The organism is Natronococcus sp. A-GB7, assembly GCF_029688865.1.
Taxonomy (GTDB): domain Archaea; phylum Halobacteriota; class Halobacteria; order Halobacteriales; family Natrialbaceae; genus Natronococcus.
Map to the genome: position 1 here is coordinate 17,911 of NZ_JARUKV010000019.1, position 15,814 is coordinate 33,724.

16 protein-coding genes are annotated in these 15,814 nt (G+C 67.0%); 12 read left to right on the forward strand and 4 right to left on the reverse strand.

From position 1 onward, the window contains the following. Position 1: 1 nt before the first annotated feature. A complete protein-coding gene (locus tag QA609_RS16545; RefSeq protein ID WP_278303711.1) occupies positions 2 to 1,270 on the reverse strand; it encodes an urea ABC transporter substrate-binding protein in 1,269 nt (422 codons plus the stop codon). 478 nt (positions 1,271 to 1,748) lie between these two features. On the opposite strand from QA609_RS16545, the gene QA609_RS16550 reads away from it, so the two are divergent. The 9 genes from QA609_RS16550 (at position 1,749) to tenA (ending at position 9,662) form a co-directional block, all read left to right on the forward strand. Further along, the gene (locus QA609_RS16550) at positions 1,749 to 3,128 is read left to right on the forward strand and encodes a zinc ABC transporter substrate-binding protein (protein ID WP_278303712.1); all 1,380 of its coding nucleotides are present in this window, start codon (positions 1,749 to 1,751) and stop codon (positions 3,126 to 3,128) included. 200 nt (positions 3,129 to 3,328) lie between these two features. Further along, positions 3,329 to 3,742, forward strand: coding sequence for an urease subunit beta (locus QA609_RS16555; RefSeq protein WP_278303713.1), 414 nt, complete (start codon positions 3,329 to 3,331; stop codon positions 3,740 to 3,742). Next, the gene (gene ureC, locus QA609_RS16560) at positions 3,739 to 5,445 is read left to right on the forward strand and encodes an urease subunit alpha (RefSeq protein WP_278303714.1); all 1,707 of its coding nucleotides are present in this window, start codon (positions 3,739 to 3,741) and stop codon (positions 5,443 to 5,445) included. The genes QA609_RS16555 and ureC overlap by 4 nt, the downstream gene beginning before the upstream one ends. 93 nt (positions 5,446 to 5,538) lie before the next feature. Beyond that, positions 5,539 to 5,985: an urease subunit gamma gene (locus QA609_RS16565; RefSeq protein WP_278303715.1), complete on the forward strand. Its 447-nt coding sequence runs from the start codon at positions 5,539 to 5,541 to the stop codon at positions 5,983 to 5,985. Further along, on the forward strand, positions 5,985 to 6,605 hold the full coding sequence (gene ureG, locus QA609_RS16570; protein ID WP_278303716.1) for an urease accessory protein UreG: 621 nt from the start codon (positions 5,985 to 5,987) through the stop codon (positions 6,603 to 6,605). Before QA609_RS16565 ends, ureG begins: the two co-directional genes overlap by 1 nt. Continuing rightward, a complete protein-coding gene (locus tag QA609_RS16575; RefSeq protein ID WP_278303717.1) occupies positions 6,602 to 7,600 on the forward strand; it encodes an urease accessory protein UreD in 999 nt (332 codons plus the stop codon). The genes ureG and QA609_RS16575 overlap by 4 nt, the downstream gene beginning before the upstream one ends. Further along, entirely contained in the window at positions 7,600 to 8,229 is a 630-nt protein-coding gene (ureE, locus tag QA609_RS16580; RefSeq protein ID WP_278303719.1) for an urease accessory protein UreE, read from the forward strand. Before QA609_RS16575 ends, ureE begins: the two co-directional genes overlap by 1 nt. Beyond that, positions 8,219 to 8,917, forward strand: coding sequence for an urease accessory UreF family protein (locus QA609_RS16585; protein ID WP_278303720.1), 699 nt, complete (start codon positions 8,219 to 8,221; stop codon positions 8,915 to 8,917). Before ureE ends, QA609_RS16585 begins: the two co-directional genes overlap by 11 nt. Positions 8,918 to 8,993: 76 nt before the next feature. Further along, complete coding sequence (gene tenA / locus QA609_RS16590) at positions 8,994 to 9,662, forward strand: thiaminase II (protein WP_278303721.1); 669 nt, start codon at positions 8,994 to 8,996, stop codon at positions 9,660 to 9,662. 33 nt (positions 9,663 to 9,695) lie between these two features. Here tenA and QA609_RS16595 read toward each other — a convergent pair whose 3' ends face one another. After that, complete coding sequence (locus QA609_RS16595) at positions 9,696 to 10,670, reverse strand: aldo/keto reductase (RefSeq protein WP_278303722.1); 975 nt, start codon at positions 10,668 to 10,670, stop codon at positions 9,696 to 9,698. A 275-nt stretch (positions 10,671 to 10,945) separates the two neighbouring features. Here QA609_RS16595 and QA609_RS16600 point away from each other — a divergent pair, with 275 nt between their 5' ends. Continuing rightward, a complete protein-coding gene (locus tag QA609_RS16600; protein WP_278303723.1) occupies positions 10,946 to 11,983 on the forward strand; it encodes a hypothetical protein in 1,038 nt (345 codons plus the stop codon). A 43-nt stretch (positions 11,984 to 12,026) separates the two neighbouring features. On the opposite strand, the gene QA609_RS16605 is transcribed toward QA609_RS16600, so the two are convergent. Together QA609_RS16605 and QA609_RS16610 are read right to left on the reverse strand one after the other, a co-directional pair. After that, positions 12,027 to 12,407 carry a hypothetical protein gene (locus QA609_RS16605; RefSeq protein ID WP_278303724.1) on the reverse strand — a complete coding sequence of 127 codons (381 nt, stop codon included), beginning with the start codon at positions 12,405 to 12,407 and terminating at the stop codon, positions 12,027 to 12,029. Beyond that, positions 12,404 to 14,821, reverse strand: a complete 2,418-nt coding sequence (locus tag QA609_RS16610) for a penicillin acylase family protein (RefSeq protein WP_278303725.1) — start codon at positions 14,819 to 14,821, stop codon at positions 12,404 to 12,406. Before QA609_RS16610 ends, QA609_RS16605 begins: the two co-directional genes overlap by 4 nt. A gap of 133 nt (positions 14,822 to 14,954) precedes the next feature. Between QA609_RS16610 and QA609_RS16615 the strand changes: the two genes are divergently transcribed. Continuing rightward, positions 14,955 to 15,380 carry an SRPBCC family protein gene (locus QA609_RS16615; protein ID WP_278303726.1) on the forward strand — a complete coding sequence of 142 codons (426 nt, stop codon included), beginning with the start codon at positions 14,955 to 14,957 and terminating at the stop codon, positions 15,378 to 15,380. A gap of 49 nt (positions 15,381 to 15,429) precedes the next feature. Beyond that, on the forward strand, positions 15,430 to 15,789 hold the full coding sequence (locus QA609_RS16620; RefSeq protein WP_278303727.1) for a helix-turn-helix domain-containing protein: 360 nt from the start codon (positions 15,430 to 15,432) through the stop codon (positions 15,787 to 15,789). The last annotated feature ends 25 nt before the right edge of the window (positions 15,790 to 15,814 follow it).

Consider the following 15,814-nt stretch of genomic DNA (forward strand, 5'->3'; position numbering starts at 1 on the left):
CTCAGGCCCCCTCCGAGAGCGCGTCGGGTTCGTACTGGGTCCGTTCCGTCTCGCTCGTCAGATCGCACCCGACCTCCTCGAGGAAGACCGGCTCGATCGTCCGCGGTTCGTCGAAGGTGATCTCGTGGTTCTCGTCAGCGTGTGCGATACGCATGTTGTGGTTCATATGGTGGGTGGTCGGATCGAGCGAGACGTCGCCCTCCGGAGCCTCGACCTCGAGTCCGGACTCGAGGGCCTCGATCACGGCCGCCTGGTCGAACGTCCCAGCGCGTTCAACGGCCTCCTTGTAGAGGTAGACCGAGAAGTAGTTGTTCTGGGCTTCCTGGTTGATGTACTCCGCGTCGTCCCAGCGCTCGTAGTAGCGCTCGACGAACGCCTCGTTGCGGTCGGTCGGCAGCTCCTCCATGTAGTTGACGCCGGCGTAGACGTCCTCCAGGGCGGGTGGATCGATCCGCAGGTGTTCGCGCTCCTGGGCCATGTTCGTCGAGGTGCCGATCGGGACGTCGGTGAGCCCGCTGGCCAGGCGCTGCTCGTAGAACGCCGAGTGGTCCTGTCCCACGAGCATCGACATCACGAAGTCCGGCTCCGCCGACTGGATGTTGTTGATCGTCGACCCGAACTGGGACTCGTCTAACGGGATGTACTCCTCGCCGACGACCTCGGCGCCGTGTTCCTCGGCGATGAGCTTCACCCACTCTCCCGAGAGCTGGCCGAAGTTGTAGTCCGCGGCGACCGTGTAGATCTCGTTGCCGTACTCCTCGATCATGTGCGGAACGACGGCGCCGAGCTGCTGGCGGGCCGTCGCCCCCAGCGGGAAGACGGTCTTGTCGCAGACGCCGCCCTCGTACTGTGTCGTGTAGAAGTACAGCTGGTCGTGTTCGTTGATCAGCGGCCGGATCGCCTCCCGGGTCGCGCTCGAGTACCCTGCCCACAACACGTCGGCGTCCTCCTGATAGATCGCGTGGCGGGCGAGATCCTGGTAGCGCATGTTGTCGGACTGCGGGTCGGGAGCGAAGACCTCGAGCTCCTCGCCGAGGATCCCCCCATCGCGATTGATCTCCTCGATCGCGAGCTTCGTCGTCCGGTACTTCGCCGTCCCCGTCAGCGCGAACGTCCCGGACCGGTCCTCGAGGACGGCGGCCGTCGGGTTCGAGCCGCCGTCCTGCATCCCCAGGATGGCGCCCTCGCCGACGCAGCCGGCGGTGGCCGCCAGCGCGCCGGCCGAGCCGGCCGCGAGCACCGAACGGCGGGTGAGCGACCGTTCGGTCACGAACACGCCTCCGATCCCCCAGACCCTTTAGACAAATATGCTAGTCTGTCAACCTTATCTCCGAGATAGGGTGACGTTCGTCCAATTGTCATCTCTGTTCACCGGACTCTATCACTAATATAAAAGCGTTTCCTGCCAACAGTACAACGTCACCCCCGATAATCGGTCATCGGTAAGGGCACTAATATACTGAACGAACGTCGTCTCGAGAGGGCTCTAGTCTATATCCGTCGAGTTTTCCGAGGAGGGTGCGCCAGAACCCTGGACACCGACCGGATCCGCTCGAGCAACGGCGAGAACCCCAGAGGGCCCGAAGCTTCAAACTGAACGCCGCCAGCGTCCGGGTGATCGGCCCCGGCGAGTTCTGGACGAACGCCGAATACGGAAGCCTCGACGAAACCCGGCCGAGCGACCGTCTAAAGCAGTATTACCCGAGACGGGGGATATATGTGGGATCGGTGGCGAGCAACGAGTATCGATGAATCACGGACGACGCGACGTGTTGGGTGCGGCGGGCGGGTTCTGTGTGGCCGCCCTCGCCGGCTGTCTGGACGAACCGGCGGGTGACGAGGACGCGCCGGACGACGATCTGTACGCGTCGTTCTTTACGCTCGCGGAGTTCACCGCCGCGGTTGCCGGCGACGGAACGACGGTCGAGAACGCCGTCCCCGACGGCGAACACGGCCACGGCTGGGAGCCGCCGTCGACGCTCGTGCCCGAAATCTCCGAGGCCGACGCCTTCGTCTACCTCGACGCCGAAGGGTTCCAGCACTGGGTCGACGACGCCGTCCCCGAACTCGAGGACGAGTCCGACCTCGCGCTGATCGACGCGCTCGCGGGGATCGACCTCCTCGAGTACGACGACGATCACGACCACGGCCACGGTCACGGCGAGGACGACCGCGTCGAGGAGCTCGCCGTCGGCGAACTCATCCTGCTCGAGGGCAACGAGGCGGTCGCGTACGCACACGGCGATCACTGGCACGACGACCCGCTGTCGATCCCGCTCGAGGACTCACGTTCGGTGACCGTCGTCGCCGAGACCGACGACGGTGAGGAACTCGAGTTCGGCGAGACGTACGCGCTGGCCGTTCGGACGGCCGACGGCCACGGCGACGACGCCCTCGTGTACGAGGTCGAGGGCGACGCGATCGCGTTCGAGGGGTTCGAGGACGAGTTCACCGAACTCGTCGTCCAGGTGCTCGAGGACGACGACGTCGTCTGGGAGGCGCCCCCGCTCGAGACCGAGGTCGGCGAACACGAGCACGGACATGGGGATCACGACCACGACAACGGACACAACCACAGTCACGGCGAGTATGACGCGAAGTTCTTCTCCGATCCCGCGCTCGCCCAGCGGGGAGTAGAGAACGTCCGCGACGGGCTGATCGCGATCGATCCGGACAACGAGGCGACCTACGAGGAGAACGCCGCGGGCTACCTCGAGGAGCTGACGGCCCTCCACGAGGAGTACCAGGAGCGCCTTTCCGACCGGACACACGACGCCGTCGTGCTGGCCGGCCACGACTCCTTCCAGTACCTCGGCGAGCGCTACGGGTTCGAGATCCACACTCCAGTGGGACTCTCGCCCGACGCCGCACCCTCGAGCGAGGAGATCGCCGACACCGTCGCCTTCCTCGAGGAGCGGGGGATCGAGTACGTGCTCTGGGACTACTTCGACGGCGACCGCCTCGCCGAGACGATCGCGGAGGAGGCCGACACCGTCGAGGACACGCTGATGGTCTCACCCGCCGAGAGCACGATCGACGACTGGCAGGAAGCCGGGTACGGCGACTACCTGGGACAGATGCGCGAGATCAACCTCCCCGCGTTCGAGACGGCTCTCGGCGCGGAGTGACCGACGGCGCTCGACCCGTTTGGAACTGTCCAGTTTTCTCTCAATAGTCGGCAGATAGGTGACCGAATAGTTTGATATTGGGCGAAATCCCGACCAAACAACTCAATACTGCAAATATTGTTGTAACAGCGTCCATTAGGGTGTCGCCTTTCGAAGGGCGGCGTGATGAACGAACGCTCGAGCGTCGCGGTGATCGATCGATGAGCGGGATCGTCCCGGGCGAGTTGTTGCCGTCCGACGAGCCGGTTCGAATCAACGAAGGTCGGGAGACGACGGCCGTCACGGTCGAGAACACCGGCGATCGGCCGGTACAGGTCGGTTCGCACTTCCACTTCTTCGAAATAAATCCCGGTCTTCGTTTCGACCGGGAGCGGGCGTACGGGTTCCGACTGAACGTGCCAGCGGGAACGGCTGTCCGGTTCGAGCCGGGTCAGGAACGCGAGGTCGAGCTGGTCGCGATCGGCGGCGACCGGATCGTCCGCGGGATGAGCGGACTGGTCGAGGGACCGCTGGACGACGAAGACGTTCGGGAGCGCGCGCTCGAGCGGGCTCGTGAACGGGGGTTCCTCGGGGTCGACGCCGAGGAGTCGGCGGCCGGAGGGAACGGGCGATGAGCCGCGAGCTCTCCCGACGCGAGTACACGGACCTGTTCGGCGCGACCGAGGGCGATCGGGTCAGGCTCGGCGATACGAACCTGCTGGCGAGGATCGAGACCGACTACGGCACGCCCGGCGAGGAGGCCGTCTTCGGCGGCGGGAAGACGATGCGCGACGGGATGGGGATGCAGTCGGGGACGACTCAGGCCGAGGGCGCGCTGGACTGGGCCTTTACCAACGTCGTGATCATCGATCCGGTGCTGGGCGTCTGTAAGGGCGACATCGGGGTTCGGAACGGGAAAATCGTCGGTGTCGGCAAGGCCGGCAACCCCGACGCGATGGACGGCGTCGACATGGTGATCGGTCCGAGCACCGACACGATCCCCGCCGACGGCCTGATCGCGACACCCGGGGCGCTCGACATCCACGTCCACTTCAACAGTCCGCAGCTGGTCGACCACGCGCTCGGTTCGGGGGTTACGACGATGCTCGGAGGCGGGTTCGGCGGCGGGGCGACGACCTGCACGCCGGGCCCGGAGAACGTCAAACGGTTCCTCCAGGCCGCCGAGGACTGGCCCGTCAACGTCGGCTTCTACGGCAAGGGCAACAGCAGTCGTCCCGAGGGGCTGCGCGAACAGGTCGAGGCCGGCGCCTGCGGCCTCAAGCTCCACGAGGACTGGGGGTCGACCCCCGCGGCGATCGACACCTGTCTCGACGTCGCCGACGAGGAAGACGTCCAGGTCTGTATCCACACCGACACCCTGAACGAGTCGGGGTTCGTCGAGGACACCTTCGCGGCCATCGACGGGCGGGCGATCCACACCTTCCACATCGAGGGTGCCGGCGGCGGCCACGCGCCCGACGTCCTCGAGCTGATCGGCCACGAACACATGCTCCCCTCGTCGACGAACCCGTCGATGCCCTACACCGAGAACACGTTCGACGAGCACCTGGACATGGTGATGGTCTGCCACCACCTCAACCCCGACGTCCCCGAGGACGTCGCCTTCGCCGAGTCGCGCATCCGCGCGGAGACGCTTGGCGCCGAGGACGTCCTCCACGATACGGGCGCGATCAGCATGATGACCTCCGACTCCCAGGCGATGGGCCGGATGGCGGAGGTCATCAGTCGGACGTGGCAGACCGCCCACAAGATGAAGGCCCAGCGGGGGCCGCTCGAGGCCGACGAGGGCACCGACGCGGACAACGCCCGAATCGAGCGCTACGTCGCCAAGTACACGATCAACCCGGCGATCACGGCTGGGATCGACGACTACGTCGGCTCGCTCGAGCCGGGCAAGCTCGCCGACGTCGCGCTGTGGGATCCCGCCTTCTTCGGCGTGAAGCCGAAGGCCGTGATCAAGGGGGGGTTCCCGGTCTGGTCCCAGATGGGCGAGGCCAACGGCTCGCTGATGACCTGCGAGCCGATCATCGGGCGGGAACGGGCCGGCGCGCAGGGCCGAGCGAAACACGGTCTCTCGGTCTCGTTCGTCAGCGACGCCGCCTACGAGAACGGGGTCGGCGACGCCTACGATCTGAAGACACCCGTCCGTCCCGTCAGCGGCACGCGCTCCGTCAGAAAGTCGGATATGCTGCACAACGACCACTGTCCCGACGACATCGAGATCGACGCCCAGACGTTCGAAGTCGAGGTGGACGGCGAACACGTAACCTGCGAGCCGGCCGACGAGATCCCGCTCGCACAGCGGTACCTACTCTAGTATGTACGAACGCGACACGGAGACGACGACGATCGGAACCGAACCGACCCCGAGAGCGAACGCGGCGGACGACGAACTCGAGGTGAGTCGCGAGTGAACCTCTCGCCGAAGGAGATGGAACGGTTGACGGTCTTCATGGCCGCCGAACTCGCCCGACGGCGCAAGGATCGGGGCGTGAAACTCAACCATCCCGAGACGGTCGCGTACATCTCCGACTGGTGCTGCGAGGCCGCCCGCGAGGGGAAGTCCGTCTCGCGGATCCGCTCGGAGGCCACGCAGCTGCTCACCCGCGAGGACGTGATGGACGGCGTCCCCGAGCTGGTCGAGATGATCCAGGTCGAACCCGTCTTTCCCGACGGCACCAAGCTCGTGACCGTTCACGACCCGATCCGAGCCGATAGCCGGGGGCAGCTCGAGACCGTCGATCCCGACCCGGGCGAGGAACTCGCGGTCGGAGAGACTGACGAGCCGGGCGAGAGCAAGGGCAGCGAGGCCCACGAGACCGGCGGCGGGCCGGAGCCCACGGAGGGTGACGACTGATGGGGTACCGCGACGTCGCGAAGGTCGGCCTCGGCGGCCCCGTCGGCTCCGGAAAGACCGCGCTGGTCAAACGACTCGTTCCCGAACTCGTCGCGGAGGGGTACGAGGTCGGCGTCATCGCCAACGACATCATGACCCAGGAGGACGCCGACGTCTTCCGGGAGTCGTTCGCCGATCTGCTCCCCGCGGACCTCGTCGAGGGCGTCGAAACCGGCGCCTGCCCGCACACGGGGATCCGCGAGGATCCCTCGATGAACCTCGCGGCGATCGACGAGTTCACCGAACGCCACCCCGAGCTCGACGTCGTCCTCGTCGAGAGCGGCGGCGACAACCTCGCCGCGACGTTCAACCCCGAGCTGGCTGACTACTTCCTGTTCATCATTTCCGTGGCTGAGGGCGAGGACATCCCCCGGAAACGGGGCCCTGGAGTCACCCAGGCGGACCTGCTGGTCGTCAACAAGACCGACCTCGCGCCCCACGTCGACGCCGACCTCGAGGTGATCGAGGCCGACGCGGGCGAGGTTCGCGGCGAGGACCCGTTCGTCTTCACCAACTGCAAGGACGGCACCGGCGTCGACGAGGTGCTCGCGCACGTCGAGCGGGAGGTGCTGTTCGCGTGAGCGCGGGCCACACCGCGACCGCGAGGGCGGCCCGGCTGCCGCCCGCCTTCGAGGACTATGCGGGCGAATCCCTCGCCCAGGCGCCCGCCGCCGGACCGGGCAAGGACGGGCTGCTCGAGGCGACGTTCGCCCGCACGGGTGAGGGACCGACGCGGCTCGTCCGCGACCGGGCCGAGGTTCCCTACCACCACACCGGCACCCTCGACACCGATCCCGTGCCCGGGCTGGCGACGCTGGTCGCCCAGGAGCCTACCGGCGGGGTCGCACAGGGCGATCGCCACCGGATGCGCCTCGAGGCTCGAGCGAACGCCCGCGCGCACGTAACAACTCAAAGCGCAACGAAGGTTCACAGCATGGACGCCAACTACGCCCACCTCGACGCCTCGCTGACCGCCGAGGCGGGGAGTTTCCTCGAGTACGTTCCCGGGCCGACGATCGTCAACGAGGACGCGCGCTGTCTGCAGACCGTTTCGGTCGACCTCGCGGACGGCGCGGTGGCGGTCGTCGCGGACGTGCTCGTCCCGGACGGGTTGAGCGATCACGAGCCGTTTAGCTTCGACCACTACCACGCACGAGTAGAGGCCCGTCGCGACGGCCGGCTGGTCTGTGCCGACGCGGTCGACCTGCGACCCGAGAAGCGCGACCCGCGGGATCCGGCCAGCGTCGGCGAGTACGGCGTCGTCGGCTCGCTGTACGTCTTCGCCCCCGACGGTGGCGACGAACGCGCTCGAGGCGCTCGAGGCGACCGCCGCGGCGAGAGCGCGACCGAGACGCTCGTCGAGAGGATTCGAGAACGGCTCTCGGCGCTGGAGAGCGAGAGACAGACGGGTCGAGCGGTTCACGCCGGCGTCTCGGCGCTGCCCTGCGAGGCGGGCGCCGTCGTCCGGCTGCTCGGCCACCGCGAGGCCGACGTCACGGGCGCGCTTCGGGAAGCGTGGGACGAGGCGAGGCGAGAGCTTCTGGGGGTCGGCGCGCCAGCCGACCGCCGGTACTGATGGAGCGAATCGACGGCGTCGTCGGCAACGTCCACGCCGACGACGAGCTCGCGGCGTTGCGGGACGACCATCGGGAGAACGACACGCTCGAGCGGGTCGTGATCGACGCCGACGACCGTCGGCGGTCGCGGTTCCGGGCGACCACCGACGCGGGAACCGACGTCGGTATCGTCCTCGATCGGCCCGCCGTCTCGGTCGGGGACGTCCTGCTCGTCGACGACGAGCGCATGGTCCTCGTCGCGTTCGAGCCCCGCGACGCACTGGCGGTCGAGCTGCCGGACCCGACCGCTGACGTGACGGAGGCCGCGGTCGAACTCGGTCATCGGATCGGCAACCAGCACTGGGATCTGGCGGTCGAGGACGGCGTTGTCTACGTCCCCCTCGAGGCCGACCGCCACATCGTCGAGCGGGTGGTCGCGGACGTCGTTCCCGGGACCGAGGTCCAGGAGACGACCGTCGAGGCCGATCTGTTCGTGACGGAGCTCGAGGGAGGTGTGAACCACGAGCACGACCACACCCACGGCGAGGATTCCGATCACGCTCACGGTACTGATCACGGGCACACCCACGGTGACGACCACGATCACGGCCACGCGTCCGATCACGCCCACGACCACCATGAGCACTGACGCCGACGCCTTCCTCTCGGCGCTTCGGCTCTCGGACTCGTTTCTCCCGGTCGGGAGCTACACCGCTTCCTACGGCCTCGAGCAGTACATCAACGAGGACCGCATCGAGGACGGCGAGGACCTCCGGGCGTTGATCGCGGCCTACCTCCGGCGGCTCGTCGGCCCCTGCGAGACGGTCGCGGTCGCGAACGCCCACGCCGCGAGCGCCGACGGCGATCTCGAGGGACTGCTCGCGGTCGACGAACGGCTCCACGCGGTGACGATGCCCGCGGAGTTCCGGGAGAGTTCGACGAAGGCCGGGGCGAAGCTCTGCGAGCTGCTGCTTGCGGAGACGGACGGCGACGAGCACTCGTCGACTCTCGCCGAGGCGATCGAGGACGGCTCGACTCCCGGTCACTACCCCGTCGTCTTCGGCGTCGTCGCCCAGCATCGCGGCCTCTCGCGACTCGAGGCCTGCCTCGCTCACGCCTACTCGTTCGTGACGGGACTACTGGGTGCCGCCCAACGTCTCGGGCGGTTCGGCCACACGGAAATCCAGGCCGCACTCGAGGACCTCCAGTCGGTGATCGAGTCGGTCTGTGAGCGACACCTCGAGGACGATATCGCGGCGATGACCTCGTTCGCGCCGCTGGCCGAGATCATGGGAATGCGCCACGAACGCGCGGGACGGCGACTGTTTATGAGCTAGCGCCATCCCGAACGGAACCACCTACCGTTTCCGCGCTACACAACCTAGTTGTACTACCGAATAATAACTTCGGTCGATGACGTTCAGCGATCACCTCCTCGAGATGGGAGCACCGATCTGGGACGGACAGAAGTCACACCCGTTCGTCCGGGAACTCGCGGCCGGAACGCTCGACGACGCGGCGTTCGTCCACTGGGTGCGCCAGGACTACCGCTACCTGCTGGATTACGCCCGCGTGTTCGCGATCGCGGGGACGAAGACCCGCGACGAGGAGACGATGACCCACCTGCTGGGGGTCGCCCACGAGATCCTCGACTTCGAACTGGACCTCCACCGGGAGTTCGCCGCCGACTACGGTATCGCGGTCGAGGACCTCGAGCGCGTCGAGAAGGCGCCGACCTGCGTCGCCTACACGAACTTCCTCGTGCGGACGGCCCACGAGGGGAGCCTCGCCGAGATCGCGGCGGCGATCTACCCCTGCGGGCAGGGCTACCTCGATATCGCCGAGCACATGGCCGACCTCGCCGACGACGAGCACCGCTACACGCCGTTCATCGAGAAGTATACCGGCGAGGAGTTCCACGAGGCCGTCGACTGGATGCGGGCGTTTGTCGATCGCTGCGGCGAGCACTATCCCGGCGAGCAGGAGGCGATGGAACGAGCGTTTCTCACGAGCGCGAAGCTCGAGCACCGGTTCTGGGAGATGGCCTACACGCAGGAGGAGTGGCAGGTGAGCGAGGCGTAGCCACGGGACGGCGCGCCGTCCTCGCGCCCGCGATTAGCTGTGACCCGACACCGGGACCGGCTCGTAGGGCTCCTCGAGGTAGGCGATATCCGACGCCGACAGCGAGATCTCGAGGGCCTCGACGGCCTGCTCTAAGTGTTCGACGCTCGTGGTTCCGATGATCGGGGCGTCGACCCACTCCTTGTGCAACAACCAGGCGAGTGCGATCTGGGCCATCGTCGTCCCTTCCTGGGCCGCGATCTCGGCGACGCGCTCGTTTACCTCCTGGCCGCCGCCCTCGCGGTAGGGGTGATCGTACATGTGTTCCTCCGTCTCGCCGCGTGTCGTCGCGTCGATCTCCTCGTGGGGACGCGTGAGATAGCCCCGCGCGAGCGGCGACCACGGCATCACGCCGACATCCTCCTGCTCACAGAACGGTAGCATCTCGCGTTCCTCCTCGCGGTAGACGAGGTTGTAGTGGTTCTGCATCGTCGCGAAGCGCTCGAGGCCCTGCCGGTCGCTGGTGTGCAGCGCGTCGGCGAACTGGTGGGTCCACATCGACGAGGCGCCGACGTAGCGGGCGTGGCCGCGGCGGACGGCGTCGTCGAGCGCCCGCATCGTCGTCTCGATCGGCGTGTCGTCGTCCCAGCGGTGGATCTGGTAGAGGTCGATCGTGTCCATCCCCAGCCGCTCGCGGCTGGCCGCCAGCTCCTGTTCGATCGCCTTCCGCGAGAGCCCGCCCGAGTTCGGGTCGTCCTCGCGCATCTGGAAGTAGCCTTTCGTCGCGACGACGGACTCCTCCCGCCGACCCTCGAGTGCGTTCCCGAGGATCCGTTCGGACTCGCCCTTCGAGTACATGTTGGCCGTATCGAAGAAGTTGATCCCCAGGTCGATGGCGCGGTCGATGATCTCGTGACTCTCCTCTTCCTCTAAAACCCACTCGCGCCAGTCGCTCGAGCCGAAGCTCATACAGCCCAGACAGAGCCGGCTGACCTCCATGCCGGTCGAACCGAGGGTCGTGTACTCCATGGCGGCCCGTACTCGACGGGACGGCAAAACAGTACGTGGATCGGCAAGCGACGACGCACCGACCCGCCGTCAGTTTTAGATATCTGTGATGCGCTGCCGGAGCGTATACGCAGTCGCGGTTCCAGATATCGAAGCCAGTTACTGGAAGCGGTACCGAAAAGGTCGCGAAGAGTGCGGATTTGGGCTGACCTCAGTGGATAGTACAGGCCCGTTTCCGCCTTTTCTGTAACTATTCGCTACCCATGTTTTTGTGACGAGGGAAAGAACGGATCGGCATGGCAGTCGACCGTCTCTTCTCGCTCTCGACGACCGATCGCCCGCAATGGGGGTTGGTCCTTCTCGGGTTGTTTCTCCTCGCAGTTCCGGCGATGAGCCTGGTGGGGCTCGCGGTGGTAGGTGCCGTTCGCGAGGCAGAATCCGTCGTTCTTGGCGGAGTTCTCCTCTTGCTTGCGCTGCTCGCCCTCCGTGGTATTGCGTTCGAACTCCGGATGGTTCGAGCGGTGCCCGAGATCGAGTCGATCGACTCAGCCGAGATGATCGGAATCGCAGGTGCGATTATGGTCGGTGGCTTCGTGACCTTCGCGCTCGTCGTTGAGGGACGGCTCACACCCGTGGTCGCCGCGAGTCTCACCGGCCTCTTGGCGGTCGTCGTGAGTCGTCCGCTCGCCGTTCCGGCCTACTGCGGGGCGTTCGTCGGTATGACCTCGCCGATCGTGTTTCCGACCTACTGGCAGGGTCTCGTGGCAGCAGTGCTGGCAGTCGTCGTCTACCTCCTGGCCCAGCCGGTCTTTCACGGAGTCGGCGGGAAGCTCGGTACTACCGCCTTCGTCGGAGCGGCCCTCACGATCCTCGGAACGCCGACATCGTTTCTCGGCAATCAGCTACCGGCGTTCGATACCGTTGGCCTCGTCGTGGGTTTCTCGGTCGTTGCTGCAGTGGTCACCTTCACACTGCACCATCGATCGCCACTCGATCCAGTGTCAGCGTCCGGTGTTGTCGGTCTACTCGGCGGAGTCGCGCTTCCGTGGCTGTATCCGATAGCTGGCGACCTGCTGGCAGCAGCGATATACGCGGCCTCGTTTGCGGGAATGAGCGATTCGACCCGTATTCCGGACGAACGCTGGATGGCCCTGGCGGGTATCGTCGTCGGACTCGTGGTAGTGTTCACCGAACCGTATTTAGGCGGATCCGGCGGCAAGTTAGGGACGATCGCCTTCGTCTCCTGTCTCGCCGTCTATGGGTTGCTCGGGACGATCTACCACGTGCTCGTGAAGATGCAGATCGAGCGGTTACCCCGAAGAGACGTTTCCTGATCTGCGACGCGCGTCCCCGCGCTGGCTCTCTTACTCGCCGAACTCAAACGACACCCCGGAACAGCGCGCCCAGCGCCGGCAGTCCGAGCGCGCTCGCGACCGTGACGTAGACGGCGGGGGTCATCTCGAGGACGCGCCAAACCGAATCGCCGAGCCCGATCGCGAAGACCGCGAGGACGAGGACGCCGAACCCGAGAGCGCCAGCGAGTCCGTGCCACACGGTCGGCGAGATGAACCCCACGAGCGCGCCGGCGACGACGAGCCCGAGCCAGTGGAGCCAGGCCAGAATCAGGCCGATCGACACGACGACGAGGACGGCCAGCCAGTGGGCCCGCGGTTCGGTCCGGACGCGCTCGAGCGGGGCGCTGATTCCGGGATCGTCGCTCGCGTCCTCGTCCCCGTCGCTTCGATCGATTTCGGTCACGAGGTCCCCTCCTCGAAGACGACGTCGGGCTCGCCCTCGTCGTCGAGCGTTCGGTCCATCGACGTCTGGTCGTTCGCGAGCCAGTTCTCGAGCTGGTCGGCGTAGTGATCCGAGAAGTAGTCCCCCGAGTTCCCGCCCGGCAAAACTGCCGTCGCCGCACCTCCGGGCTCGACGACCATCCGCCAGCTCGCGCCGACCGCCGAGTCGACGCGGTAGTTCTTCACCGTCGCCCGCGAGCCGTCGGCTGGGCGTTCGGGATAGTTCAGGAACGGCGCCTCCGCGCCGAAGGGGTGTTCGATGACCCGAGTCGAGTTCCAGTCGCCGTAGCGCTCCCACCCGGCGTCGTCGATCTCGTCGAGGGCGTCCTCGAGCGCAGCGACCATCGTCTCGGCCCGCGAACGGTCCTCGAAGAACTGGCTGTCGGTAGGAAGCGTCGCGACTACCCAGTCGTTAGGGTAGTACGACTCGTCGAGGCCGGCGTCCTCGAACTCGGGTTCGACGACCAGCCGTCGAAAGTGGTCCATCCAGCGGGCGAAGCGGAGCGCGCCCCGGGAGTCGGCGGCCATCTCGTACTCCCAGTCGACGAGGGTCTCGTGGGCGTCCTCGAGGTCGCGATCGTCGTCGGATTCGTCTCCGCCTTCGATTCGGTCCTCGAGAGCCTCGAGCAGCTCCGGCACCAGTTGTTCGGCCCGGCCGTCGTAGACGTCGTTCTGTAGCTCCCGGTGGAACTCGGGGTCGGTCGGCTCGCCGGACTCGACGGCGTCGTCGAGGCGGTTGTAGATCCGTGCGCCCCGGTAGGGCGTCGCGTACGCGACGCCGACGTAGTGGTCGGGATCGTCGACGACCCGCTGGTTGGCTGTCGCGAGGACGTCGGGATCGATCGCGTGGGGTTTCTCTTCGAAGGGGACGAACCCCTCCCAGGAGGACTCCCCGAACGGTTCGAACCCGTCCCACTCGCCCTCGCCGGCGGAGCCGTCGAAGAGCCGGTTTCCCGAAACCGCCTCGCCGTCGATCTCGCGGATCGGGAGCTTCCCCGTCGCGTAGTACAGCGTCCGGCCGTCGGCGTCGGCGTAGACGAGGTTCTGGGTCGGTAGGTCGAACTTCCGGGTCGCCTCGAGCAGGTCCTCGAGGCCGTCGCTGCGCTCGAACTCGTAGATCGCCTCGGTCGTCCGCGTGGCGGTGTGGCCCGTCCAGGCGACGCCGACGGTTCGGCCCTCGCGTTCCAGCACCGGTCCGTGGACGGTTTTCCTGACCTCGACGGTCCGATCGTCGCCGCCCGCGACGGCGATCTCTCGCTCCTCGCGATCGAACTCGCGCCACTCGCCGTCGTAGCGGTAGCGCTCGCCGTCGTCGTCGATCTCGTAGGTGTAGCAGTCGAGGACGTCCGCGCCGACGTTCGTGAACGACCACGTCCCGCGATCGTTCGCGCCAGCAATAACGAAGGGGACGCCCGGAAACGTCGCGCCCCGAACGGAGGTTTCGGGGGTTTCGACGTGCTGTTCGTACCACAGCGGCGGGGTCATCAGCGTCAGGTGAGGGTCGTAGGCGACGATCGGCCGCCCGCTCTCGGTGTGCTCGCCCGAGACGACCCAGCTGTTCGAGCCGACACCGGTGGGCGACTCGTACCGCGAGAGCCAGTCGGTCAGGCTCTGATCGAGGACGTCCTTGCTTCCGAGGGGGCCGCCCTCCTCGCCCTCCTCGAGCGTTTCGGCGTCGACAGACTCCCGCAGGATCGGCACCTCGTGGTCCAGTCGCTCGGGGAACAGCTCCTCGAGGACGTCCTCGCCGAGTCGGTCGGCGATCAGCGCCCGACGGAGTTCGCCGAAGTTCCCGGTCAGATCCCAGGAGATCTGTTTTTCCATCAGCATCGAGTCGACGGGCGTCCAGGGCTCGGGCTCGTACCCCAGGAGCTCGAACTCGAGGGGCAACCCCTCGCCGTCGATCGCCGCGTTGACGCCGTCGGCGTAGGCCTCCACGAGCGGTCCGGCTGGGGTCTCCGAGACGTGTTCCCAGGTCGCCTCGGCCGCGCCGGCGAAGTCCATCGCGACGTGGAACTCGTCGTCCTCGAGTGTTCCCTCCCCGGCCAGCTCCGACACCTGTCCGCGCATGACCCGTCGCTGCAGGTCGAGCTGGGCGAGTCGGTCGAACGCCTGGACGTAGCCGACGGCGAAGGAGGCCGCTAGCTCCTCGTCGGCCTCGATGCTGGGGACGCCGTAGTCGTCGTAGCGGACGGTCGCCTCGCCATAGGGGCTCGCGACGCGCTTGGAGAGCGACCTGTTGGCCGCATCCCAGGCGGTTCCCGAGAGCGGCGCGAACTGGCCGAGCAGCTCTCGCGCACCGGTCAGCGTGAGCCCGCCGACGCCGGCGGCGAGGGCGCCGGCGAGGAGGCCGCGGCGCGTAGTGGAGGATGGCACTGGCTTACGATTCGGCGCTATCGACATAACTGTCAGCGTCGAAACCCGACGGCACCACCGACGGGTCGCCGAATCGGACTCCGAACGGTTTCCCGGGCAGAACGTCCTTGTCGCTGGCTCGCGTCGTTCGGGTATGACACGGCTCCAGTTCGCATCGACGCCGGACGGCCGTCGGATCGAGGCCTCCCACGTCCTCGCGGCCCGGCCAGCCGCGGCCTGGGAACTGCTCGTCGACACCAGGCGGTGGCCGGAGTGGTCGCCACTGATCAGCGGGGTCGACGCGACCGACGCGCGCGTTCGGGCGGGAACGACGGGGCGGGTGCGAATCCCCGGTACCTGGCTGCCGTTCGAGGTCGTCGACTGTACGGACCGGCGGTGGACCTGGCGCGTGGCTCGGATCTCCGCGACCGGCCACCGGGTCGACGAGCTCGCCGCGGACCGCTGTCGGGTCGTCTTCGAACTTCCGCTGAGCGGGGCGGGTTACGCACCGGTCTGTCTGCGCGCACTCGAGCGTATCGAGTCGTTACTCGAGGCCGACAGATCGGTATCCTCGAGTTAGCTGGTTCGGATCCGAACTGCTATACGACGGGGCGTCCTACGGTCGGGCAATGGCAACCCCGCAATCTCGCAATCCGAGCGAACAACAGGACGAGGCCTGCCCGGTGGTCGAATCGATCGAACAGATCGGCTCCCAGTGGCGACTGGCCGTCCTCCACACGCTGCTCGAGGGCGAACACCGCTTCAACGAACTCAAACGCGAAACCGGCGCCAACGCCCGTACCCTCTCGCGGGTGCTCGACGACCTCGGCGAGATGGGGTTCGTCGAGCGCCGGCTCGAGGAGGACGCACCGATCGCGACCTACTACAGCCTCACGGAGAAGGGGGAGTCCCTCGAGCCGGTCTTCGAGGAGATCTCCTGCTGGGCCGACAGCTGGCTCGAGGGCGAGGCGCTCGAGATCGACGGATAGCGACGCCGCCAGTTCTCCAGCGGCG